The sequence below is a fragment of the Nostoc sp. 'Peltigera membranacea cyanobiont' 210A genome, assembly GCF_002246015.1.
GTDB lineage: Bacteria > Cyanobacteriota > Cyanobacteriia > Cyanobacteriales > Nostocaceae > Nostoc.
The window spans coordinates 963,654-987,584 of record NZ_NOLJ01000002.1 but is presented as its reverse complement, the minus strand read 5'-3'; the positions used below and the strand labels follow the sequence as shown (position 1 = coordinate 987,584).

Annotated in this window: 20 protein-coding genes; 9 read left to right on the top strand and 11 right to left on the bottom strand. The window is 41.7% G+C overall.

Translation table 11 applies throughout. The annotated features are described in order from the left end of the window. Positions 1-64: 64 nt before the first annotated feature. Positions 65-1,699, bottom strand: coding sequence for an AAA-like domain-containing protein (locus CDG76_RS09230; RefSeq protein WP_094348714.1), 1,635 nt, complete (start codon positions 1,697-1,699; stop codon positions 65-67). 99 nt (positions 1,700-1,798) lie between these two features. Between CDG76_RS09230 and CDG76_RS35985 the strand changes: the two genes are divergently transcribed. Next, on the top strand, positions 1,799-2,143 hold the full coding sequence (locus CDG76_RS35985; RefSeq protein WP_143854052.1) for a hypothetical protein: 345 nt from the start codon (positions 1,799-1,801) through the stop codon (positions 2,141-2,143). A gap of 91 nt (positions 2,144-2,234) precedes the next feature. Here the strand turns inward: CDG76_RS35985 and CDG76_RS09220 are convergent, their stop codons facing one another. Beyond that, positions 2,235-3,293 (bottom strand): serine/threonine protein kinase, encoded by a 1,059-nt coding sequence (locus tag CDG76_RS09220; protein WP_094348712.1) that lies wholly within the window; start codon positions 3,291-3,293, stop codon positions 2,235-2,237. A gap of 129 nt (positions 3,294-3,422) precedes the next feature. Continuing rightward, positions 3,423-4,316: an alpha/beta fold hydrolase gene (locus CDG76_RS09215; protein ID WP_094348711.1), complete on the bottom strand. Its 894-nt coding sequence runs from the start codon at positions 4,314-4,316 to the stop codon at positions 3,423-3,425. Positions 4,317-4,486: 170 nt separating this feature from the next. On the opposite strand from CDG76_RS09215, the gene CDG76_RS09210 reads away from it, so the two are divergent. After that, positions 4,487-6,169: an S-layer homology domain-containing protein gene (locus tag CDG76_RS09210; RefSeq protein WP_094348710.1), complete on the top strand. Its 1,683-nt coding sequence runs from the start codon at positions 4,487-4,489 to the stop codon at positions 6,167-6,169. 9 nt (positions 6,170-6,178) lie between these two features. Here CDG76_RS09210 and CDG76_RS09205 read toward each other — a convergent pair whose 3' ends face one another. Then, a complete protein-coding gene (locus CDG76_RS09205) occupies positions 6,179-6,616 on the bottom strand; it encodes a VOC family protein (protein ID WP_094348709.1) in 438 nt (145 codons plus the stop codon). 111 nt (positions 6,617-6,727) lie between these two features. On the opposite strand from CDG76_RS09205, the gene CDG76_RS09200 reads away from it, so the two are divergent. Together CDG76_RS09200 and CDG76_RS09195 are read left to right on the top strand one after the other, a co-directional pair. After that, positions 6,728-7,507 (top strand): MBL fold metallo-hydrolase, encoded by a 780-nt coding sequence (locus tag CDG76_RS09200; protein WP_094348708.1) that lies wholly within the window; start codon positions 6,728-6,730, stop codon positions 7,505-7,507. A 362-nt stretch (positions 7,508-7,869) separates the two neighbouring features. Continuing rightward, the gene (locus tag CDG76_RS09195) at positions 7,870-8,850 is read left to right on the top strand and encodes a metal ABC transporter substrate-binding protein (protein ID WP_223265182.1); all 981 of its coding nucleotides are present in this window, start codon (positions 7,870-7,872) and stop codon (positions 8,848-8,850) included. 80 nt (positions 8,851-8,930) lie between these two features. Here CDG76_RS09195 and CDG76_RS37190 read toward each other — a convergent pair whose 3' ends face one another. Continuing rightward, on the bottom strand, positions 8,931-9,074 hold the full coding sequence (locus CDG76_RS37190; RefSeq protein WP_190240799.1) for a hypothetical protein: 144 nt from the start codon (positions 9,072-9,074) through the stop codon (positions 8,931-8,933). Positions 9,075-9,140: 66 nt separating this feature from the next. Here CDG76_RS37190 and CDG76_RS09185 point away from each other — a divergent pair, with 66 nt between their 5' ends. Continuing rightward, entirely contained in the window at positions 9,141-9,977 is an 837-nt protein-coding gene (locus CDG76_RS09185) for a metal ABC transporter ATP-binding protein (RefSeq protein ID WP_094348705.1), read from the top strand. 11 nt (positions 9,978-9,988) lie between these two features. Continuing rightward, positions 9,989-10,843 (top strand): metal ABC transporter permease, encoded by an 855-nt coding sequence (locus tag CDG76_RS09180; protein ID WP_094348704.1) that lies wholly within the window; start codon positions 9,989-9,991, stop codon positions 10,841-10,843. Between the two features lie 31 nt (positions 10,844-10,874). Here CDG76_RS09180 and CDG76_RS09175 read toward each other — a convergent pair whose 3' ends face one another. Next, positions 10,875-11,891, bottom strand: coding sequence for a mechanosensitive ion channel family protein (locus CDG76_RS09175; protein WP_094348771.1), 1,017 nt, complete (start codon positions 11,889-11,891; stop codon positions 10,875-10,877). A gap of 105 nt (positions 11,892-11,996) precedes the next feature. Here CDG76_RS09175 and CDG76_RS09170 point away from each other — a divergent pair, with 105 nt between their 5' ends. The 3 genes from CDG76_RS09170 to CDG76_RS09160 are packed head-to-tail and all read left to right on the top strand — an operon-like array spanning position 11,997 to position 17,822. Then, positions 11,997-12,914, top strand: a complete 918-nt coding sequence (locus CDG76_RS09170) for a histone deacetylase family protein (protein ID WP_094348703.1) — start codon at positions 11,997-11,999, stop codon at positions 12,912-12,914. Between the two features lie 30 nt (positions 12,915-12,944). Then, positions 12,945-13,319, top strand: coding sequence for a hypothetical protein (locus CDG76_RS35975; protein ID WP_143854050.1), 375 nt, complete (start codon positions 12,945-12,947; stop codon positions 13,317-13,319). A gap of 21 nt (positions 13,320-13,340) precedes the next feature. Further along, the gene (locus CDG76_RS09160) at positions 13,341-17,822 is read left to right on the top strand and encodes a translation initiation factor IF-2 N-terminal domain-containing protein (RefSeq protein ID WP_094348701.1); all 4,482 of its coding nucleotides are present in this window, start codon (positions 13,341-13,343) and stop codon (positions 17,820-17,822) included. A 359-nt stretch (positions 17,823-18,181) separates the two neighbouring features. On the opposite strand, the gene CDG76_RS09155 is transcribed toward CDG76_RS09160, so the two are convergent. The 5 genes from CDG76_RS09155 to leuD form a co-directional block, all read right to left on the bottom strand. After that, positions 18,182-18,727, bottom strand: coding sequence for a hypothetical protein (locus CDG76_RS09155; RefSeq protein ID WP_094348700.1), 546 nt, complete (start codon positions 18,725-18,727; stop codon positions 18,182-18,184). Then, a complete protein-coding gene (locus CDG76_RS39385; protein WP_094348699.1) occupies positions 18,693-20,237 on the bottom strand; it encodes a calcium-binding protein in 1,545 nt (514 codons plus the stop codon). Before CDG76_RS39385 ends, CDG76_RS09155 begins: the two co-directional genes overlap by 35 nt. A 560-nt stretch (positions 20,238-20,797) precedes the next feature. Then, positions 20,798-21,232 carry a type II toxin-antitoxin system VapC family toxin gene (locus tag CDG76_RS09145; RefSeq protein ID WP_094348698.1) on the bottom strand — a complete coding sequence of 145 codons (435 nt, stop codon included), beginning with the start codon at positions 21,230-21,232 and terminating at the stop codon, positions 20,798-20,800. Continuing rightward, positions 21,229-23,160, bottom strand: a complete 1,932-nt coding sequence (locus CDG76_RS09140; RefSeq protein ID WP_094348697.1) for a DUF4209 domain-containing protein — start codon at positions 23,158-23,160, stop codon at positions 21,229-21,231. The genes CDG76_RS09145 and CDG76_RS09140 overlap by 4 nt, the downstream gene beginning before the upstream one ends. A gap of 136 nt (positions 23,161-23,296) precedes the next feature. Beyond that, positions 23,297-23,905 carry a 3-isopropylmalate dehydratase small subunit gene (gene leuD, locus CDG76_RS09135; RefSeq protein WP_094348696.1) on the bottom strand — a complete coding sequence of 203 codons (609 nt, stop codon included), beginning with the start codon at positions 23,903-23,905 and terminating at the stop codon, positions 23,297-23,299. Positions 23,906-23,931 lie beyond the last annotated feature (26 nt).

Below are 23,931 nucleotides of genomic sequence, written 5' to 3'. Positions count from 1 at the left end.
TTTTAGTTAAATGGTAATTGCAGATGAAAGTATTTCAGGTCTTCCTAATGTACTTTCTTAATTTTTAATTCCCAAGCGATCGCCCAAAATATTGACGGTACAATTCACATAGTGGCACTACTTGATTACCTTGAAACTTAACTAACCCCATACTGCGGAGTTTAAACGCTTCAGTTGTGCCTACATCCACGGCGCGATTTGCCATCATCACTTGTTTAACCGCAGCTAGCAATTCTGCATCCTCTTGCAAATTCAGCCAATGGCGGCGTAAATGGTCACTGTAAGGCCCTTCCTCGGTTGCCGCGATTTTTTGCAGATTTCCCAGCGTCATCCGACCACGGGCAATTTCATAAAGCGCTACTCGCACTAAATAAGGATGACCACCGACGAGTGTCATTAATTCTTCAATTTGTGAGTCAGGCCAATTGAGTCCGTGACGCTGTACTAAATCTTGTATTTGTGTTTGATTTAAGTCTAGTAACTCAATGGGTAAGCCGACATTAAAAGGCGACTGATTAATATTGAGCGGGATATAAACTTCCTTAGAATGCACAATCACCAACCGGAGATTTTTCCAAATTGTTTCATTCTTTGACCGCTCATGCCAAGCTCGTAGTAATCCAAAAAAATCAGCCGCAATCTTGGGATGCTTGAAGACTTCATCGACTTCATCCAAACCCAAAGCTACGGGGTTATTAATCGCAGGTAATAAATACCGTTGAAAATAATTTGTACATTTATTCTTACTACCTAAAACACCTTTCCAATATTCATCTAACTTATCGGGTAGATTTAGTTCGTAGGTAATGCTGGCACAGAACCACTGCAAAAATTGATCTAAATTGCCGAGAAATTCTGCATCGGCTGACTGGAAATTTACAGGTGCTGTCTGATAGTCATGTTGACTAGCATGATGGAGAACCCGCGACATGAGCGAAGTTTTGCCCATCTGCCGGGGAGCTTTGATGCGAATTAAGGCCCCTGGTTGAAGAATCGCTTCATAACAGTCTACCTCAATAAGCGATCGCTCCACATAGAAAGCAGAGTTTAGAGCTACCTGCCCTTCTGGATTTTCTAAGGAGACTGCTGTTTTTATCTCGTTATCTGAAATCGTTTCGTTAGCAGAGATAGCACCTTGGGGATTGTTCCGGCTTTTCAGCACTGGGGTGGAAGACTCTGGAATACTTTCTAAATCAATAGCACTACAGCCAAACTCATAAGCATCCTCATAAGACCTGTCAGCGCCTAGTGCATCATAAAAGCCTACCGCAAATTTAATTGCGGCGCGATCGCCAATTGCCCGATTCATCCCAACCACACAGTTAATGTGTTGATAAATAGACTCGGCTTGCACCTCGCTATAACAGGCATTTAATAATACACACTCAATTTTGTCTTTAAATAACTTAAATAGCCTTGCCAGTGACTCCGTACTCACCAGCTGCATTTCCCCTGTAATGTTTTCCAAGGCTAAACCTTGATTTCCTCCACCATGTCCAGAAAAATGGATGATATGAGGATTATGATCTAAAAGCGCACGCCGCAAATCGTCAGGCCGCACCGCCCATTTAGTAACCAGTTCAAACTTATCTCGGCTGCGAGAGCGTTGCAACCCTTCCTGAATTTCCCTTACTTCCTCGTCCAAGCGAAGTTTGTCTGTCGTCGTGGGATTAGCTGACACAATCAGGATTTTTTTCACAGCGCTATCAACTATTGAATGCAGGCTTCTGACTTAGATGTAGTTTACTACAGCAGATAACTACACAATTACTGATAGTGCATTACCGTTAACGAGTATTTGAACTGGATTCATCCACCTTTTATCTCCGTTGACGAGTATTTGAACTGGATGAATCCACCTTTTATCTCCGTTAACGAGTATTTGAACTGGATGAATCCACCTTTTATCTCCGTTAACGAGTATCTGAACTGGATGAATCCACCTTTTATCTCCGTTAACGAGTATCTGAACTGGATGAATCCACCTTTTATCTCCGTTAACGAGTATCTGAACTGGATGAATCCACCTTTTATCTCCGTTGACGAGTATTTGAACTGGATTCATCCACCTCTGAACTCCGTCAACGAGTATTTGATACTCATGCAAATTACAGCAATTTTCACAAGCGTGGATTATACATAATTTTAGGGGCACAATATATTGTGCCCCTACGCGTGTAGTCTATTCAATTGAAAACCGCTGTAATCCTTAGCCAGATGCAACCTAATTAATCTTAATTTCCGATTTTATCTTGGCAACCTGAGCTTAAATCAAAGCTTTGACATTCCCTAGCTTCCGACAATTGCCTAACCGTATTACCAGACTGATAACTTATCAAAGTTCCCGCAACCGCAGCCAGTGTAACAACAGTAGCTAGTCCCAACAAAGTAGCTCGTTTTCTAGCTTTGATTGTACTGATGAAATTATCTGTGCCAGCGGCACTACCAACAACCTCAATTGTCCCAAGTGCTTTTAAAGCAATAGCCGCATTAGCATAGCGACGTTTTCGGTTACGTTCCACCATTTTCATCAACCACCACCGGAAACGGGGACTGATTTGAGGAACTAATTGCTGGAAATTAAAGCGATAATTATCATCAATTAATTTCCCAATCTCAACAGAACGGGTATTAGTAAGTAAGCAAATCAGCGTTGCTCCTAAACTGTATAAATCTGATGCCTCGGTTAGGGAATGACCAAACTGTTCCTCTGGTGGCATAAAACCTGGAGTTCCGGCTATAAAGCTGCTCAGAGCTACTTTCGCACCCTGTATTCTAGCCAACCCAAAATCCACCAAGTAAGCATTTAGTTCTTCATCAACCAAAATATTCTCTGGCTTAATATCCCGATGAATAATTGGGGAAACTTGCTTTTGCAAATAAACCAAAATTTCTAAGATTGACAGAGCAATTTGCTTAATTTCTTCAGGATTAAAGCTGCGTTTTAATCCCAAGGATGGGGCATTTTTATATTCTTGTACCAGATAAAAAGCCCCCGGCATTTCAAAGGAATCTATATAGCGAGGAATGCGGGAATGATTGAGTTGTTGCAAGATTTCAATTTCGCGCTGATATGCTTTCACACCTGATAAATCTGCACCTGCACGAGCAAAACAAAACTCTTTAATTACCACCTGTTGATTAGATTTGAGGACATTAGCTAGATAAGTAATTCGTCCCCCTTCTCGGTTGCGTCCTAGTTCGCTGATGACTTGATAGCCAAGTTCTGAAAAATCTGGATGGTGATTTAAGGGAATTACCCCTTGATCTCCATTACGCACATCAAGCTCCATTTCACACACCATACATACGAGTTTGATTCTGTCAAGGCGCAATTAAAAGATTAAGATCCACTCACCCAGATTGTTAGCCCCATTTTTACGTTGCTTGGGCTAAGACATATCGGCAGAAAGGCGAAATTATTACCTTTGCGCTAGCCAATCGACAATCTGGGCATTGACAACATCTGGAACCTCATCGTGAGGACAATGACCGGCATTGGGAATGGGAACAATTTTGATTTCTTTGCCATTCTCCCGCGCCTCTTCGTAAATCTTGGCCCCGGTAATTGGTGTCCAGGGATCGTCAGCACCCCAAATTACTAATAAAGGACGTTCTACTTTGGGCAAAAGTTCCTCTGGACTTGGGCCAGGAGGGGCTGTGAGTATAGATGCGAAGACTTGTTGCGCTCCTGGGTCACAAGAGGGAGTATAAAGTAAATCGACTAATTCATCGGTGACGGCTTCACGGTTCCGGTAAACTTGGTAGAGGGTGCGGCGAATCTGGGCTTTTTGACGGATGCGGTTATAGACAAATTTACCTGTAATTGGCGATCGCACAAACCGATTAAAAGCTACCATCACCATCCGTAACGGCGGGTTCAACTCGTGAGGACGATGGCTCAAACCACCCGCAGAGTTAATTAAAATACCACCAGCAGCAATTTCTGGATGTTCTACCAGTACTATTAAGCTCAAAAGTGCGCCGATGGAGTTGCCAATAAATACAGCAGGTTCTTGGATGTGTGCCGTGCAGAAATCTTTTAGCAGTTCCACCCAAACTTCTACACTGTAATCAATAGGCGCTTTATCGGAACCGCCAAAACCTAAAAGGTCTATGGCAAACACCTGGTAGCCAGCATCAGCTAAAACTGAGATATTTTTGCGCCAGTGTCCAATGGAAGCACCAAAGCCGTGAACCAGTACCAGAGGGCGTCCTGTACCCATGACAGTGTACTGAATTTTGTAACCCTGCCAAGTCCAAATGAATTTTTCAAAAGCGTCTTGGGTTGTAAGCTGCTGTGTCGTTACAGTCATTATTAAGATTAATAAAGTGTTTCTTTAATATAGTAATGTTCTCTGACCTCATGACTCCTCACTCAGCAATGATTAGATGTTAGTTCCATCCACCCCAAGGGATTAATAAGTCAAGGGATACCAAATACCCCTGTGACTTTTTAGACGAATGGTAGTGTGAGATGAAATACATGAATCAAAGTTACTTGGCTCAAATGAGCAAATTTGTTCTTGCTGCAACCTCTGTAGCAATATTTTCACCAATAGCTTCTGCCTACGCAACTTTAGGATTCTCTACCACCATCGCCCAAATATCTGATAATTCCACAAGTCAACAACTTTTAGCCGATAAGAAAGTAGAAAGAAGGAGTCGTACTACTATTGAGCGGCAAACCATCACCACAGAAAGCCGCAGTAGTAGTGTTTCTACAAAAGGGAAAAAAACAGGTTTTAGCCTTGCCATTTGGGAACCATCCGGTAACTTGTCAGAGGTGATTGCTCGGATTTCTGTCAAGAGTAAAGGTAGCAAGGGCTATTTAAAAGAGCGATTTTTGGGTGATTACAAATACAAGATTAAACAAAAAGCAAAATTTGCTAAGGGGTTAAAAGCTAGCGATCGCATCGTCGTGCGATTGTATGATGTTCAAAACCGCTTTATTGGCTACAGCGAATTTGAATGTTTATCGGCAAATACCACAGTTAACCTGATATTGTCAGCCAAACCGACAGAATACCAAGTCGTTCGCACTGTTTATGGTGTTGATGCTGACCAAAACGGCACTATTGACGCAAGTACCACCACCTACGACTACTTCACCCAAGTCAGCGACCAACGTGTTAGTTTTCTGAGCAGTTCCCAAACCTTCCAAGGTAGTCAGTTCCAAGTAGAAGGTTTATCAAAAATTCCAGGAACCAGCGTTTATCCCGTCTCTTTCACTCAGGGTGAGTATGCTTTAGTGCGTCAGTCCTTCGTTAGCGTCTTTAGTTCCGACTTAGCAGAGGCTTTACAAGCTACTCCTGGCAGCTTGGTGCAGGTGATTGAAGTCAGCGATAACTCTAGCTACGACATCAGCCAAATGCTGATGAATTATCGCCAAGTTGGGATGTCTCGCGCTCTCCAGGTTGGGTTTTCTGATGTTTCCACAGACTACTGGGCTAAAGATTTTATTGCCGAATTGGCCTCAATGGAAATTCTCGAAGGTTTTCCTGATGGGACTTTCCGCCCAGATGCACCAGTAACTCGTGCCCAATTTGCGGCAATGCTGCGGAAAGCGTTTACCAAGGGGAAAATTCGCCAAGCGATCGCATTTAAGGATGTCTCAACTCAATATTGGGCTTACAATGCCATCAGCGAAGTTTATCAAATGGGCTTTTTAAACGCTGTTATTGGCAAAGATTTCAACCCCAGCCAAAGCCTTTCTCGCCTTGACATTTTGGTAGCATTAGCACGGGGATTAAATTATCAAAGCAGTGGTTCTACAGACACAATCTTATCTGTTTACAGCGATGCAACTACTATTCGTAGTGAATATCGCAGTCTGATTGCAGCATTAACACAACGCGGTATAGTCGTCAATTATCCCAATGTGAAGATGCTAAATGTTGAACGGGTAGCAACCAGGTCTGAAGTATCTGCTTTGCTATACCAGGCTCTGTCTAGCACCAGACAGGTAGCAAACATTTCCTCGCAGTACGTCGTTGGACAACAACAAGTTGCAGTTGAAGAGCAGACTGAAACTTCAACGGAGGGCGTAAAACCGCGTCGCCATTGCAACCAAGGAATTGGTAATGGTTCTGAGGGATGTGACCCAGGCAATTCCCGTCCTCACGGCGGAAGTAATGATGAAGGTGGACGCACCCCTGGTAATAAGTAATACCATTTTTTAAGAGACGCGATTAATCGCGTCTCTAGCTTGCTCGACTGTAAAACTAACTTCCTGACCATAGGAAATTTCTAGTGTATGACCATCTGGGTCTTGAATAAAAGCCCAGTAACCGACCGGATGACCCCAGTCATTTGGCCCAGCCAGCAGTATTCCTTCAGTGCGTGCCTCATTGCACAGGCGATCGATTTCCCCACGATTCTGATAAGCTACCCCAAGATGGGATTGTGGTAAAAGTGCGCCTTCTACTTTAGCTGCTTTAATTAAGACAATCACAAAAGGTCTAGTCAGGTCACTAATCCAAGCAACATCTGATTGAGTTGCTTGATCAATGCGATGATGCACGACTGTCATCTGGGCATACTTTGCATAAAATGAGATACTTGCATCAACATCGCTGACTGCAAGTGCAATGTGAGTAAAACCAAGATCAGACATAAAAAAACTCCGTGGTAGACTTGACCGGACGAATGTAGGTGTTGGCCTTAGTGCTTACTAAGAAAGGTGACACCATTGATAATGAAGGTAGGCGTTATCTTCACAAAATTTATGTTTTTAACTTGGTTCGACAGCAACTCTTGGTTACTGGAAATTGGCGGGAAACGAATACTAATTGACCCTTGGCTGTTTGGTTCGTTAATTTTCAGCAATTTGGATTGGTTATTTAAAGGGTCGCGATCGCAAGAGCGCCCAATCCCAGATAATATCGATCTGATCCTTTTATCTCAGGGTTTAGAAGACCATACTCACCCACCAACGCTCAAGCTGTTAGATCGCAGCATCAAGGTTGTAGCTTCTCCCAATGCAGCTAAGGTTGTACAGCAGTTAGGTTATACCCAAGTAACAGTATTGGCTCATGGTGAAACTTTCACTTTAAATAATCAAATTGAAATCAAAGCTTTCCCCGGTTCTCCCATTGGCCCCACTTTGGTAGAAAATAGTTATCTCCTTAAAGAATTGGAGAGTGGTTTAACTGTATACTACGAGCCTCACGGGCATCATTCTCCACAACTTCAGCAATCTGCACCTATCGATGTAGTGATTACGCCGTTTATTGATATGACGCTACCTTTGCTTGGGTCGATTATTAAAGGACAAAATAGTGCTTTAGAAGTAGTAAAATCCTTACAGCCTCAAGTAATAATACCTACGGCGGCTGGTGGAGATGTGGTGTTTGAAGGATTGCTGATGAAATTGATTCAGACTAAAGGAACTGCTGAAGAGTTTCGCTCGTTACTTGAGAAAAACAATCTGGCGACGCAGGTACTTGAACCAAAACCAGGCGATCGCTTTGAACTACCATTAGAAAAACGAGCATTAGCAATCTAAATCAGAATGTAAAAAGTTCGCTTCGCGTACCGACGCGCAGCAACTACTCTTACAGAACGCCCAAGTCAATCCGTAGGTAGGCGCAAGGATGCAAAAAACAATTCATCTTTCGATTCAGCAATGCTGATAATTGCTGTACTCCCGGACTCCCGCAATATCACTTAAGTAGGACATAAGGTAAAAAAATCTAAAAATCAACCGAAAATACCCTGAGGGGGCATTGCATTTTAATAATGGGAAAAGGTCTAATCAAAAATTGATCCTCTAATCTAGAAGGCCTGAATCTAATGAAGACCCTGCTTGGATTGCTATTTGTACTGAGCTTCATCGTAGTAGCTTGCAGTCCCTCTCAGGATAAAACGGTGTCTTCTAATCCCCAAGTAACCAGCACTCCGGTTCAAGCAGGAGAGCAAAAGACACAGAATAAGCTTTTAGTTGTAACGACAGTTGCTCCTTTAACCAATATTGTGAGTAACATTGCAGGCGATCGCTTAGAAGTTAAGGGTATTATTCCAGAAGGAACCGACTCTCATACCTTTGAACCTCGTCCCAGCGATGCCGATATACTATCCAAAGCTAATTTGATCATTGCCAATGGGTTGCATTTAGAATCCCCAACAGAAAAACTAGCTAAAGCTTCAATTCCCAAAGAAACTAAAATCTTTGAACTAGGCAGTAAAACTATTACCCAAGAGCAATGGCTTTTCGACTTCAGCTTTCCGAAAGAAAAGGGCGATCCCAATCCTCATCTGTGGGTCAATCCTAAGTATGCTGAGGCTTACGCCAAACTAACCGCCCAACAGTTAACCACCTTAGATCCTGGTGGCAAAGACTACTACGCTACTAATCTCAAAAATTATTTACAACGTCTGGATGCCCTAGACAAGGCAACACGAGAAATCGTCGCCAGTATTCCCGCCAACAACCGTAAACTTTTGACCTACCATGATTCTTGGGCGTATTGGGCCAGAGAGTATGGTTTTCAAGTAATTGGTGCGATTCAACCTTCAGATTTCAAGGAACCATCTGCTCAAGATATCACAAAGCTAATTGACCAAATTCGGAAAACAGGCGTTCCAGCCATTTTTGGTTCTGAGGTTTACCCCAGCAAGGTAGAAGAACAAATTGCCCGCGAAGCGAAGATCAAAACAGCTAACACTGCCGATGATGAGTTACCAGGAACCGGTTCAGCCAATGCAATGGAAAATACTAATCCTGAGCATACTTATATTGGCATGATGGCTAACAATATGCGGATTATCGCCTCTAATTTGGGAGGAAACCCTGATTTGGTGAAGAACTTGAATACTGGAAATGTTGTTGGCCCAACAGCAACTAAGTAGGATCAACATCATAAATACAGCAGAATTCAGGAATAAAACACGCTTGATATCTAGCGCAAGAGACTTAACACAGCATTTTATTAATTATGTAGCGAATTAAATTTGGCAATAGCCTGCAATGCCCATGCGTCCTCTTGCAATGCCAATACGTCCCCTTGCAATGCCAATACGTCCCCTTGCAATGCCAATGCATCCCCTTGTAATGCCAATGCGTTCCCTTGCATTAAAAACGCTACGCTTTTACGCAATGTATTTAGTTTATGTACCTCACCAACTGAAATCTGCTGTATATGCAACCAATACTTGAAGTTAGAAGTTTAACCTGTGGTTATCAAACCCAGCCAGTGTTTAGCGATGTTAATTTGACGCTTTACCCTGGTCAACTGACTGGCTTGGTAGGGCCTTCCGGCAGTGGTAAAAGCACTTTAATCAGAGCGATTTTAGGGCTAGTTCAGCCTTGGGCTGGAGAGATTTGGTTTCGAGGAAAGCGCTTAAAGCCAGGAGTAGCACCGTCTTTCGTGGGGTATGTACCGCAAGTGGAAACAGTGGATTGGACTTTTCCAGTTACGGCTCTGGAAGTGGTGATGATGGGGCGTTACCAAAAGCAGAAGATGTTGCCTTGGTCTTCGCGGCGCGATCGCCAAGTTGCCAGGGAACTCCTAGAGCGCGTTGGAGTTGCCGATGTTGCCCATCAACCCATTGGTAATCTATCTGGTGGGCAACAGCAAAGGGTTTTCATTGCCCGTGCTTTAGTAGGAGAACCAGAAATAGTCCTTTTAGATGAACCCACTAGCAGTTCAGACTTGCACGTTCAACACGAACTATTGCACCTATTGGCTGATTTGAATCAGCAGGGCTTGACAATTATCCTCTCCACCCATGACCTCAACTCGGTGGCGACTCATTTACCTTGGGTGGTGTGTTTCAACCACGGTTTAATTTGTCAAGGTCAACCTATTGATGTCTTCACTCCCGCAAATCTTGAGCAGACTTTTGGTGGAGAAATGGTAGTTTTCTATCAACAAGACCGAATTTTGATTGCTAGCGGCGGTACATCTCTACGCCATCAAATGCAAGATAACTTGCCCCAAGTACTGCGCCGCTCTAACTCGTCGAAATCTGCTTAATTTAACTGTATATGGATTTTTTACTAGCACCCTTTCGCTACGAATTTTTTAGCCGTGCCATCTTAGTAGGCGTGATGGCGGGGCTATTATGCGGCATTATGGGAGTTTATATTACAACTCGCAGAATGAGTTACATTGCCCACGGTTTATCTCATGCAATTTTGGGAGGAGCCGTGCTGAGTTATGTACTAGGCTTGAATTTCTACATTGGCTCTGGAATTTGGGGTTTTGCAGCTGCTCTGTTGATTCAATATTTGACCGGACGCAAAATTTACTCGGATGCAGCTATTGGGATTGTGACAACTGCTAGCTTTGCTTTAGGAGTAGCTGTAATTAGTAGCTATCGCAAGTTTAGCCAAAACTTTGAAGCCGCTTTGTTTGGGAATGTGTTGGGCGTTTCCCCTAATGATTTGTGGGTGGTGACGGGTGTGACGATTGTCTTACTCAGTCTGGTTTTCTTGTTTTATCGCCCGTTGCTATTTTGGTGTTTTGACCGGGAAGTTGCTCAGGTTCATGGTGTACCCGTTTTTGCAATGGATACTTTATTTGCTTTGATGTTGGCAACTTTACTAGTGGCGACGCTGAACGTCTTGGGGGTAACTCTAATTATTTCAGCAGTGGTGATTCCAGCATCAATTGCCCGATTAGTGAGCGATCGCTTTGGTTATATGATGATTCTTTCCGGGATTTTAGGAGCTGCGATTTCGTTTGTCGGTATCTACCTCAGCTACTACCTCGACATTGCCTCTGGAGCTAGTGTAGTGCTGCTTTCAACCGCCATCTTCGCCTGCGTATTGCTCACCAAAAATCTGCAAGGACGATATAAACGCCGTCTCCCTCCCCTTTCTATAAAACACCTTCCTTAGCAAGGGTTAGTCTGGATTGAGTGCCAAACTTTTATTGATTTATATTATTTTGTAGATAAACCTCTTTGATGGGAAAGGGAATTTCAATTCCTGCTTGCTGATAGCGCTTGTGCAATTTTTTGACAAATAGATGTTTACCAATGCGTTGATCGAAGTATTCACTAACGCGCATATAAAGCGTAAAATCTATACTAAAATCATTAAAAGTATGAAATCTGATATATGGTTCATTTTCTTTTAATTCTGGTGCAATTTCTTGCATGACTTCAATGGCCACTTCTACAGTCACTTTTTCAACTTCTTCCAAATCGCTATCATAACTTACGCCAACATCCATTGTTAAAGTAATTTCCTTTGCGGGTAAATGATAGTTTGTGAAAATTGCAGAAGACAACTTAGAATTAGGAACAATGACTATATTATTGGAAATTTCTTTAATTGTTGTATTACGCCAAGAAATATCTATAACATATCCCTCATGTCCAGCATCTAATTTTACATAGTCTCCGGTTCTAACTTGCTTAGAAATAATTAAGTAAAAGCCAGAAAACAAATTTGCTAAGGTATCTTGAAGTGCCAAACCAACTGCCAGACCACCAATCCCTAAAGTCGTGATTATCGGTGTAATCTGAACACCCACTGTTTGCAATATGATTAATGTTCCCAAAACTAAAACAGTAATCTTCGCAAGGTTAGAAATTAGTGATGTGGGAACTCCTTCTGTTCTGCGAATAAATAAATTAACAAAACCAGCACTCAATCTTGCTAAAACTAGGGTTACTGAATACAGCAGTGCGATCGTCAAAACTTTTTGCAGTACGATCGCAATATCTGGTTTTAGAGGTGCGCTCAAAACTGCCCAAAAAAAACCGGCAATGACAAACCAAATAAATGTCATGCGGTGCAGAGAGTAAAATATAATATTACCCCCAGCAATTCGTTTATTATTAACGAATATTTCCAGCTTTTTGAAAATAACTTTTTCACCAATTACTCCAGCCAGTAAGCCAGCTAGAATAAATGCAATAGGTGTAATCCATTCCATCATATCAATTTGAAATTTTAGATTTAGGAGAGCAGCATTTTTGCTGTGATTATGGCTAAATTTTAGCTTGTTAGTTGTGGGATTAGCTGCTTGAGATTTTCTTTCCTTATGGACTTGCCAATTATTTACCACCCAGATTACATTGCTCCACTACCTGAAGGACATCGCTTTCCGATGTCTAAGTTCCGACAACTCTACGAATTGCTGTTAGCTGATAATGTCGCTAATCAAGAACAATTTCACACCCCCCAACGTCCGCCGCCAGAATTGATAGAGTTAGTCCACACTCCAAGCTACGTTCAAGCTTACTGTGAAGGAACCCTAGATCCCAAAGCACAGCGACGCATTGGTTTGCCTTGGAGTCCAGCATTAGCGAATCGTACTTGTGTAGCTGTAGGTGGTACGATACTTACTGCAAAACTAGCACTAAGTCAGGGTTTAGCTTGTAATACTGCTGGTGGAACTCATCACGCCTTTCCTAGTTATGGGTCTGGTTTTTGTATTTTCAACGATTTAGCGATCGCTTGTCGTGTTTTACAAAAATTCGGACTTGTCCAAAAAATCCTGATTGTAGATTTAGATGTCCATCAAGGAGACGGCACAGCTTTTATTTTCCAAGATGACGACAGCGTTTTTACTTTCTCCATGCACTGCGAAATCAATTTCCCCGGTACTAAACAAAACAGCGATTTGGATGTTCCTTTGCCGGTGGGAATGGAAGATGACGCCTATTTGCAAACCTTGGCGAATTACTTATCAGATTTATTGTCTAAAGTCAAGCCAGACTTAGTATTTTATGATGCTGGTGTTGACCCTCATATAGGCGATCGCTTGGGAAAATTAGCCCTTACCGATGCTGGCATTTTCCGACGAGAAATGCAGGTTTTGAGTACCTGTGTGAATAGCGGTTATCCTGTCGCTTGCGTCATTGGCGGGGGTTATGCTGATGATATGAAATCTTTAGTATGGCGACACTCCCTGCTACATCGCGCCGCCAGTGAAGTTTATCAACAGTATAAACTTTGATACAGCCTCTATTCTTAGGAAGTCCCTTCGATGAGAAAATTGGGAAAAGCAATAACAGTAATAATATTAAGTACATTGTTAGGAATTCCGTTAACTATTTTATCGCTGTGGTATCAGAATCCTCCAGGTTGTAAACAACTCTGCTCAAGTGAACCATGTTCTCCAAATGCGTGTATGGGTGGTGATTCTTTAACGGCTGGGTTCCCATTCCCAGTAGTGCATGACGGCGAGGTTGGTAGCTCACCTACAGGTGGCTGGGGGACAATCGGAGTTGAAGATTTTTCCAGTATAAATTTTGGGGCATTTTTATTAGATGCCTTGTTTTACGGTGTCATAATAATCATGGTTTTTGCGATTGCAAAAAGTATTTTTAAATCTGTAAAACGTTCAAGACGGTTGGGCTAATACGGACAAGGTAAATAGTGGATGAACAACGGCAAACTCAGAGTCTACGAACTAGCAAAAGAATTAAATTTAGATAACAAGAAGCTATTAGTAATTTGTGAAAAACTCAAAATTGCAGTTAAAAGCCATACTAGCGCAATCTCAGAATCCGATGCAGAACGCATTCGTGTAGCGATTAATAAACTAACAGCAAAATCCTCGAAAACTACTAAAACAACCTCTGAAGATTGGGGCTATATGTTTATAGCTTCGGCAATTGATAGCTTTATCCGCCATCTTGAAGGTGAAGCGGCCCTTAAATCATATTCTGAATTTAGAGAGCGGCGCGATCGCGCCAATGAGTTAATGTATGAATGTGTCGGGAAAAAGCCTTCTCTATTTTATGTACGTCGTAAAGGTGCAGGGAAAGAAGCAAGAGAAGAAATTTGGGATTTGACAATAGCAACAGACTCGGATGAGTTTCCGTTACCCGCAAGACTTGAGAAACTCAGAAAAACATTAGGATTTAGAGCGGCTGTACCAAAAGATGGACGCGGAGGTTTAAAAATACTATCGGCTCAGTTATTACAGCTCTCACGGGGACACGCCGATAGCTATGCTATACCTTGTCGCTTACGTTTGCTACCTAATCATCAGCATCATCTCGACATTCCGGCTGCAACATTGAAACGCATTGCAGCCGCACCAGTTTGTGGCGAAAATGTGCCTACAGAAGATCAGCTTAAAGCTTGGAAAGCGTTTTTGCAAATTGAAGAAAAAATCGCTAAAGCGCGTCAGTTTTGCGTGCGTTACGTAAGTCATAACTATAACTTCAAAAGACGAATCAGTTTTGAAATTGATGTAGCCTCAGCCACCCTTGACGGCTTTTATCAAAATTCCCTCGAATTAGAAAACTTCTGGGAACGAGCAAGACGCACAAAAAACGAAGATTTAAAGCTTTTTGAAACTGCTCCCGTCGGCAAAAATTGGATTAGCGGTCGTCAATTAGGGACTGTTGAAGAGGTTGACCCCAACCGTTGTATTATCAGCCTGAGATTAGAACGTGACTTAGCCGAATTCATGGCAGCAGAGCGTTATAAGTTACCAGATACAGGATTTTTGTGTTTTGAAGCAGTTGGTGATATTCAGCAGATTCAGCGCAAGAAAAAAGCTTTAGATGATTTGAATAACGGTTACACCCAAAATCCGTATTTGGGTAACTTTTTATTCGATGCTTCTCAGGCTAGACAAATCAAAACAACTGTTGAACTTCAACCACAAGATTTATTATTATCTTCTGCAAATCCTGGTCAGAAAGCAGCAGTAGAAAAGGTACTTGCCGCTAAGGATCTTGTTCTCATCCAAGGGCCGCCAGGTACTGGGAAAACTACCGTAATTGCCGAGATTTGCTATCAAATTGCCCTTCGCGGTGGACGCACTCTAATTGCATCTCAAGCCAATTTAGCAGTAGATAACGCCCTGAGTCGATTAGTTCACAACCCAGTGATTCGGGCTGTACGAAAGGGGAGAGCCGAAAAAGTTGGGGAAGAAGGACAGCCATTTTTAGAAGACCAAGTGATTGGCAGATGGCTAGAAAATACAGCAAATGATTGCGAAAATAATCTGACTCAGCGGCTGGAAAATATAAAAATTTTCACTCAATTACTGGCATCATCACAAAGATTTACAGCCTACTTACAAGCAGAGGAAGAACTTAATCAGCAACAAACTAAATTCAATAAAAATAAGTTAAAACTAGAGGCTAACTTTAAAAATCAAGAAAAATGTTACAACGAAACTGTAGAAAAATATAACGAGGTTGAATCACTAATTGCAGGATTAGAAAATATATTAAATACTGCACCAAATATCAACTGGGAAGCCTCAGAAGTTACAGATTTTTTGCCACTTCTTAAGCCCTACACAGAAGGTAACAGTTTAGTAGAAGAATTTTTAGCAAATGTTCGTAAAACTATCAAATATACTGATGAACTTGGCTTTGTGCGTCCAGCGCTTGGTGCTTTTGGTTTAGCGGCTTGGTTGCATAAAACTGTAGCAATAGAAATTTCTGGATTTAAAACTTCTTTGACTTATGCTCAAGAGGTAAGTAAAGCCATCTTAGAAGTTGCAGCATCAGTGGAGGTTGTCAAACAAAATTTCGCCTCATTGAATCAGTTACAACCAGATTATCAGCAATATCTTACCAAACTGCAAAATATACAGCAAACAATCCAGATATGGCAAAATCGCCAACGGGAAATAGATTACATTATCTCAGCAGTTAAGGAATGGAAATCTACAGCACCTTCTCATCTCTATCAAACTTTGAAAGAATGTCATCAATCAGGTTTACCACTCACAGAAAATTTAGTTGACTTACCGCTAGGTTTGTTGATGTTTGCTAACACATTAAAACTACCAATAGTACCAAAAACTTATAAAATTAACCTACCTGAATGGGACTTGTTGACAAAAGCGATCGCTTATGAAATAGACGGAGGCTTTACTGATAGACAGGGGAAACAGCATAATTTCAGCTATTTTTTACAACAAAACTTTAGCCAGATTCCAATGGTGCTATCAAAGAACGACCGCACCCAATGGCAAGAAACCTATCAACAGTTCAACAACTATCAGCTACTCAACCCCAAACAGCGAAAATTACTAGTTGAAAATACCCAGGTTTTCTTAGTTAGAATGCAACGGGCTTATGGTGCATCATGGGAATGGAATAATATCGACTCTACTCTCACTCGCCTTACAGAAGAATTGCTAGATACTATCCTTGCAAATGCGCGTCAATGCGTTTTAAAAGTCAAAACTGAAACTGAACAACAGCTTCAGCATCTGCAACGACAATTAAATGAACTTCAGAAAAATGAAGTTAGCCAACAGCAAATATCTATTACTCAAGCTGAGGTAGAAAAAGCACAGCAAGATGCTAATTCCCAACTTGCACGAGTTATTAATAACTTGCAAGAACTTAATCAAAAAAATATCCCCGATCAATTACGTATTCTAGTTGAAAAATATCTTGCAACACAATCAAACATTTGGGAGCAACCCCAAGAATTTGCAAATCAAGTAAATTACTGCGAAACTTCTATCAGTCAGCTTCAAACCTTAATCTCATCATTAGAACCTTTTGCTGTACTGGAGATAATTAAACATTCTCTAAATGAGCATTTATCAAAGCTACAAGAAGAAACTGAAACTTCTCTACAGCAACTTCAGAAATTACAAATTAATCTACGTGAGGTAGAACAAAAATCACAACCACAGCCATCAGAAAACCTAAGAGAAGAACGAAGCTGGTGGTTGGCAGAATGGCAAACAATACCTGATAAATTTAAACCAGAAAATTCACAAGCTGACTTATATAGTATAGAGTTTTTACGCAATATCAATACTCAGTTTGAATCTTGGCAGCAACAACTCCAGACAGACGAAACTTATCTCAATAAATATCAGAATTTTGTTCAAGATTGGATAGGAAAATTAAGAGAGCCAACTGAAGGCGATAGGGACGATTTAAGGCGTATCTATCTAGATAATGCAAACGTCGTCGGGATCACCTGTGTTCAAGCTGCAAATAGAGGTTTTTCTGAAGAATTCAAATCATTTGATGTCGTTATCATTGATGAAGTTAGTAAGTGTACTCCACCAGAGTTACTAATCCCAGCTTTGAAAGGCAAAAAGTTAGTTATGGTAGGCGATCATCGGCAATTACCACCCATGCTTGATACCAGCACTATAGAAGAAGTTGCTCAAACAATGGGTAATACACGAGACGAACTACAATTCTTAGAAGAATCATTGTTTAAAAGTCAGTTTGAATCTGCTGATGAAAGCATCAAACAAATGCTAACTACACAATATCGAATGCACCCTTTTATTATGGGAGCAATCAATCAGTTTTATGACGGTAAACTAGAATCTGGGATTTTGGAGCCTGATACAAAACGCGCACATCATCTAGCAGGCGAAATTATCCAAGAATCTCAGCATCTTCTCTGGGTAAAAACGCCTATAGAGAATCAGTTTTTAGAGCAACGAAATGGAACTTCGTACTTTAATACTCCAGAAATTGATGCGATTGAATGTTTGTGTCAACAATTTGAGGCTACTTGGGCTTCTAAAGTTGCTAATGGTGAACCCAAAAAAGAAATTGCCGTAATTACATTTTATGGCGCTCAATTAAGAAAAATTGATGAACGTCTGCAATCTGAACTTTTCCCTTCCCTAGAAATTCGTACTGGTACAGTAGATAGATTTCAAGGAATGGAAAGACCCGTTGTAATTGTCAGTATGGTTCGCAACAATAGCAAAGGAGATGTGGGATTTGCAAAGAAACCAGAACGGGTAAATGTTGCTTTTTCCCGCGCTCAAGAACTACTGATAATTGTGGGTTGTCATAATTTATTTACCCATCAATCAGGTAAAGTCGGAAGTATGTATTCAGAAGTTTCAAATATTGTCAGTCTTCATGATGGTTTCGTTGATGTTTCTCGCCTTTTCAGCTAAATCTGTGGTGTGCTTACGCATAGCCTGCCGCAGGTATTGCGCGAATCGACAAAAAACCTAAATTTCATAAATCGTAACTTGGGCTAAGTATCTTAACGGAATTTGCTCCTAGAGATAGAAATATCGTAAGAGAAGGAAAAAAATTGCTTAACTGAACTGTATTGATCTATAAAGAGTGTCTGTCTTCTGCCTCCGTAACCTCATACTTCATGCGAAAGAAAACTGCTGTAAAATCCTCCCCGTACTTGAAGTATGAGGAGGATTCAATTATCCCAAATTAGCAATATTGATGATTGCTAATTTGGATTTAGCTGTAAGCTTGCAGACATACCTTAGCCTCTACGGATTTTAAGAGATGTTTACGCAACGATCTCAAAGTTTGTCGCTGATAATAATGGTGGGGCTGTGAATTGATTGTTATCGTTATCAATGTTGGCAAACAGACTACCTGTCCCAAAGCCTGGTGATGTCAAGTTTTGGTTGAAGAACAAGTTGCCAGTTCCAAGACTGTAAGTAATGAGTCCAGAGCTAGTTGCAGCTGCTGCATCATTAGCTACTATCCTAATTTGGAACAGATTATTGAGTCCGCCAAAAGTTGTCTTATCGAGGACAATTTTATCGCTAAAGTTGCTGAAGTCAGTAATTTTATCTACACCGAGATCGGCACTATTGTACCCAGCACCTGAGTTGAATACAAAGCGATCGCCACCAGCACCACCAGTCAGGATGTCATTACCTTTACCACCTCGTAATGTATCATTACCAGCATCTCCATAGAGTAAGTCATTGCCAGCACCACCATAGAGAATGTCATTACCCTCACCACCGAAGGCTCTCAACGATGTTGTTGTACCACTACCATCCAGGAAGTCATTGCCAGCCCCANCCTGTGAACCAGACTGCATTTACAGAAGTTCCAGAGAGGTTGTTGACATCAAGGATGTCATCACCTCCACCACCATTGATTTCAAACCTCTCTGCACTGTCTACAGTCAGAGTGAAGGGAACCAAGTTCAGCCGATCGAAGATTGCTCTGCCTTGAGCATCTTGTTCTAGGCGGAAGTTGTCTCCTACACCCGCGCCGTTGACCTCAACTACGTCAAAGCCAGCATTACCACTGATTCTGTCGCTACCGTCACCATTGTTCCAGATGAGGCGATCGTTGCCGTTTCCGCCAGTGAAGGTGTCGTTGCCACGATTTCCAAGTATGGTATCGTTACCGTCCCCACCAGATAGAAAGTCGATACCATCACCACCTCGTAACAGGTCATTACCGGTATCACCAGAGAGGAAGTCATTGCCAGTACCACCTGTCAGGCTGTCATTACCCTCACCACCCAAGCCTCTCAATGGTGTCGCTGTACCACTACCATCCAGGAAGTCATTGCCAGCCCCGCCTGTGAACCAGACTGCATTTACAGAAGTTCCAGAGAGGTTGTTGACATCAAGGATGTCATCACCTCCACCACCATTGATTTCAAACCTCTCTGCACTGTCTACAGTCAGAGTGAAGGGAACCAAGTTCAGCCGATCGAAGATTGCTCTGCCTTGAGCATCTTGTTCTAGGCGGAAGTTGTCTCCTACACCCGCGCCGTTGACCTCAACTACGTCAAAGCCAGCATTACCACTGATTCTGTCGCTACCGTCACCATTGTTCCAGATGAGGCGATCGTTGCCGTTTCCACCAGTGAAGGTGTCGTTGCCACGATTGCCAAGTATGGTATCGTTACCGTCTCCACCAGATAGAAAGTCGATACCATCACCACCTCGTAACAGGTCATTACCGGTATCACCAGAGAGGAAGTCATTGCCAGTACCACCTGTCAGGCTGTCATTACCCTCACCACCCAAGGCTCTCAATGGTGTCGCTGTACCACTACCATCGAGCACATCATTTCCTGCCCCGCCTGTGAACCAGACTGCATTTACAGAAGTTCCTGAGAGGCTGTTGACATCGAGGGTATCATCACCTCCACCACCATTGATTTCAAACCTCTCTGCACTGTCTACAGTCAGAGTGAAGGGAACCAAGTTCAGCCGATCGAAGATTGCTCTGCCTTGAGCATCTTGTTCTAGGCGGAAGTTATCTCCTACACCCGCGCCGTTGACCTCAACCACGTCAAAGCCAGCATTACCGCTGATTCTGTCGCTACCATCACCATTGTTCCAGATGAGGCGATCGTTGCCGTTTCCGCCACTGAAGGTGTCGTTGCCACGATCTCCGATTAGGGTATCCTCTCCATTGCCACCGGATAGAAAGTCGATACCATCGCCACCTCGTAACAGGTCATTACCAGCATTTCCAAAAAGGCTGTCATTTCCATCCAAACCATTCAAGTTATCAGAAGCGGCATTACTAATACCTATATCTGCTCCATTAGTCGGTCCTGGGCCTGGAATCCAATTTACTGCCATGATTAATACTCCTAATTCTTAATTTCTCTAAGTGAACAATGAGTTACTAATACTTCATTTTTAATAAATGTATGGAAGTACTAGTTTCTCTCTATGAACTACAAAACTGATAGTTTTTAGCTGCTAAGTATTACTCAGAGATATTTTCTTCTTTTATGCAGAATATTGGTTTTTGTAAAACTTCTTCACTATGAATTTTAGAGACATGCCTGACTGTATCCTGACTTTTCACGTTATCTTAAAAAGAACCAATAGCTAGCGAATGCCTTGTGTAAACTAGGTTTCAACTGATTGAACGATTGTCGTTAAAGTTTAAAATAGTGCTTATGATGTACGAGGATTAAATACCTAATGGTTAAATTTAGCACCTAAGTCTGAAGTCCATACACTGTTTCAAAGATATTAATCACATAGTCAACAAATGACTTCTATGAAGAGAGAAAAATCTTGTTAAAAGTAGTATAAAAAAGAATTTTAAGCGTTATTACAAAGCGTAAGTTCAGTATCTTACCTAGTGTAATAGGCATTATATTAAACACGTGATTTGTTTTTGTGTGTTTTTAAGAATACCCATCCATAGTCCAATCTTGAAGAGATAAATTAGGAACTTTGCTAAAATCTTTCTGATTACGCGTAACGACAATTGCCTCGTGAGCCAGAGCGATCGCAGCAATTCTTAAGTCTTGCGTACCTACCTGGATTTTTTGCTGGCGCAAACTTTGGTAGCGACTGTATGCTGCGTCGTCGAACTCCAGCAAATTCATACTACAAAAGTAAATCTGGGTTATTCGCAAATTTCTATGAGCAACAGCTAGCAGTTCTGGTTTAGTAGTACATTTGCTGATAGAAGCTAATCTGCCTTTTAATTGTTCTTCGAGTGTGACTGTTGTAATAAATATGTTGGAACTTCCGACAGCTTGAGCGCGTTGTAAAATTTTAGAATTACCATGTTGAGAAAGAGTAACATGATCGGTATCGAGGATATATTGGCTCAAGCTGACTGATTCTCCTCTAAGGAAGCCTCATAAGCAGCGACTTCTGCATCTAATTCACTTCGATTTACAGCCATATCTTCTACAAAATCATCAAAAAGTGGGTCATCTTTGAAAATACCATCAAACTTAACCCAAGGATTAGACTCTTCAACCTGTTGTTCATGTTTTAACATTGGCAAACAACAAAGCCGTAATGTAACCCACCATAAGTAAGACATGATAGGGCTATTGAACTCACCATCATTAATTAAACCATGAGCCATACGGTTTCTTAAATTTGAACCTCCACGCTCAATTAGTAGACCCTTGAGATCAAATAGTGTGTCCTCATCAAAAATTGCAGTTATCTCTGGACGGGAAAGGATCTGCTTCAATAAAAATTCATCCTGAATTCCCTTATCGAGTTTAGAAGATATTGCACCCTGCTGCTGCCAAAGTATATGGCGAATAGAATTCTCGATTTGAGGAATGAGAATATGAGTAGATGTGAAAAAATCCCCAGTTAATCCAGCGTAAAGCCCTTTTGCAAACTGGTATTCTCGGCCTGGAGCTACAAAAGGACTATGTAAAACAATTGAAAGTAAGTCATCAACTCGCACACTGTGTTCTAGATTGATATGATATCTGGCTGGTTCAATAGATGTTTGAGCATGAAAAGTTTGATAATATACTGCGTAACGGTACATCTCAAACTGAATTGCTTTCTCAGCATCTTCAGAGTTACTAGATAATACTGAGCTAGATTGTCGGGCTACCACCTTACCCATATTATTGATCATAACTACTGGGAAATGATGAGACGTGACATACTGATGAGTTGTATTTTGGACTTCCTGTCGAAGAGATGAAACTGACGGTGAAGTTCCCAAAAAAGCCAAGGAAAAAAGCGCATCCTGAAATTCTTTCCCTCTAACATGCGCTCTAGCTTGCTCTATCACTTCCGGATTAACATTAACCTGACGAGAAACAGCAATTAACTCTTTTCGAGATTCTTCTCCATACTGGATGAGGAGTTTATGAACCTCAGCTTCTCTTTGTTTTGCTGTTTCAATTTCTTCCTTTGTACCTGAGACTGTTCTAAAAGCCTCAACAGCTTTCTGCATAAAATGTGATGCCACTAGGTAGCTTGAAGGCGTTCTTTTTAAAGCATCGTCACCTTCTTTAACGTAGGTTTCGGCAGCAAGCATCTGTGCTGTACGTACTTTATCTCCATCCTTTGCAAAAAGATGCCATTTTGCTTTAATTTCCCAGTATTTTCTAGCTTTGCGCCAATGGTGTACTGATTCTGCTAAATTAGCGGCTTTTTCAGCAAGAGCAGCATATTTTATGGGGTCGCCAATTCGATATTCTTGCAAAAGCTCCATTAGCTTCGCTGAGAAGCAACGTGAATCTTCTCCCTTGTAGCGATCAAGGACTGTTTCTATACGTGCGACAACTAATTCAGCTTGATAATTAATTTTGCGTGCTAAACGAAGTGCGCGTTCAATCCTCTCGAAACACCAAATCCACTTTTCAGGATCTTCTAATTCTGTGGCAGATTGTAAGTAGGCTGTAACTGCTAACTGTGCCATCTGATAATTGCGCTTTTTAACCCAGAGAATGTCCGCAATTCGTGCTTGCAGTTCTGGATTTGATACTTCAGGAGAAATTTCAGTAAGAAAATTTAAATGTTCATCAGTAAGATTTTGAAAAACTTCAGCAAAAAACTCATCTGTTGATTCTGGCTTAATTGCAACACCAGTCACGAACGCCAAAATCTCAAAGACAGACTGTTCTCTGACATTTCCTGCCTCTTTTGCTTCCTGTGCCTTATTCCAGAAGACTCTGTTGTAAGCACTACACTCTTTTCTCTCGCTGCTATTAACCACGTCCTGCCAGCGAGAGTTAATAAAATTTTCTTTAGTGAGAGGAGGGTTTATTAATGGCATAGTCTAGAATTACTTGGCTATATATCTACTATGCCAAATCTGAAATAGATTGCGCTATTGTTAGCTCTGGCTGAATAATGCAAACAAAAGCTATAAATTAACATTCCCTAGCTGACAGCCAGGGAATGAGAAAATACTAACTCGCAGCTAAATTGCCCCAACCGACGTAGGGTAACTTTGCAGCCGTTGCCCGAACTTGGTCAGCATTGGCCACCAACTGACCGCAAGCATCCCAAGTTCCAGAAATAAATGTGCTTCTTGTACCTTCACCGATCGCAATTGGGGCGGTGTAATCACCAATTTGCACTTGCAAGGTTTCCAAATTCACTGTCACAGCCGCTTGGGGATTGGCAGCGACTAAATCTTGCAGTTGTTTAACAGTCACAGCATCGGCTGTCAGACAAGGTATGCCCATTGCCACACAGTTACCGAAAAAGATTTCGGCGAAGCTTTCACCGATTAAAGCTTGGATTCCCCATTTTGCGATCGCTTGGGGTGCGTGTTCCCGTGATGAACCACAGCCAAAGTTACGGTTGACTATTAAAATATTCGCGCCTTTGTATTGGGGTTGGTCAAAGGCATGTTCACCTTTGAGTGCTGTCCGGTCATCAATAAACGCGCCTTCACCTAACCCATCAAAGGTAACGGCTTTTAAATATCGCGCGGGAATGATGCGATCGGTATCTATATCATTGCCCACTAAGGGTATACCGCGCCCTGAAACTGTTTTAACTTCACTCACCATAGTTTTATATAGAAAACGAACCGCAA

What these genes read in the sequence shown, in the direction of transcription:
- CDG76_RS09220 (WP_094348712.1), bottom strand. Translation starts at nt 3,293, where the DNA reads ATGGAGCTTGATGTGCGTAATGGAGATCAAGGGGTAATTCCCTTAAAT.
- CDG76_RS09215 (WP_094348711.1), bottom strand. Translation starts at nt 4,316, where the DNA reads ATGACTGTAACGACACAGCAGCTTACAACCCAAGACGCTTTTGAAAAA.
- CDG76_RS09210 (WP_094348710.1), top strand. Translation starts at nt 4,487, where the DNA reads ATGAATCAAAGTTACTTGGCTCAAATGAGCAAATTTGTTCTTGCTGCA.
- CDG76_RS09205 (WP_094348709.1), bottom strand. Translation starts at nt 6,616, where the DNA reads ATGTCTGATCTTGGTTTTACTCACATTGCACTTGCAGTCAGCGATGTT.
- CDG76_RS09200 (WP_094348708.1), top strand. Translation starts at nt 6,728, where the DNA reads ATGTTTTTAACTTGGTTCGACAGCAACTCTTGGTTACTGGAAATTGGC.
- CDG76_RS37190 (WP_190240799.1), bottom strand. Translation starts at nt 9,074, where the DNA reads ATGCAAGGGAACGCATTGGCATTACAAGGGGATGCATTGGCATTGCAA.
- CDG76_RS09185 (WP_094348705.1), top strand. Translation starts at nt 9,141, where the DNA reads ATGCAACCAATACTTGAAGTTAGAAGTTTAACCTGTGGTTATCAAACC.
- CDG76_RS09180 (WP_094348704.1), top strand. Translation starts at nt 9,989, where the DNA reads ATGGATTTTTTACTAGCACCCTTTCGCTACGAATTTTTTAGCCGTGCC.
- CDG76_RS09175 (WP_094348771.1), bottom strand. Translation starts at nt 11,891, where the DNA reads ATGATGGAATGGATTACACCTATTGCATTTATTCTAGCTGGCTTACTG.
- CDG76_RS09170 (WP_094348703.1), top strand. Translation starts at nt 11,997, where the DNA reads ATGGACTTGCCAATTATTTACCACCCAGATTACATTGCTCCACTACCT.
- CDG76_RS35975 (WP_143854050.1), top strand. Translation starts at nt 12,945, where the DNA reads ATGAGAAAATTGGGAAAAGCAATAACAGTAATAATATTAAGTACATTG.
- CDG76_RS09160 (WP_094348701.1), top strand. Translation starts at nt 13,341, where the DNA reads ATGAACAACGGCAAACTCAGAGTCTACGAACTAGCAAAAGAATTAAAT.
- CDG76_RS09140 (WP_094348697.1), bottom strand. Translation starts at nt 23,160, where the DNA reads ATGCCATTAATAAACCCTCCTCTCACTAAAGAAAATTTTATTAACTCT.
- leuD (WP_094348696.1), bottom strand. Translation starts at nt 23,905, where the DNA reads ATGGTGAGTGAAGTTAAAACAGTTTCAGGGCGCGGTATACCCTTAGTG.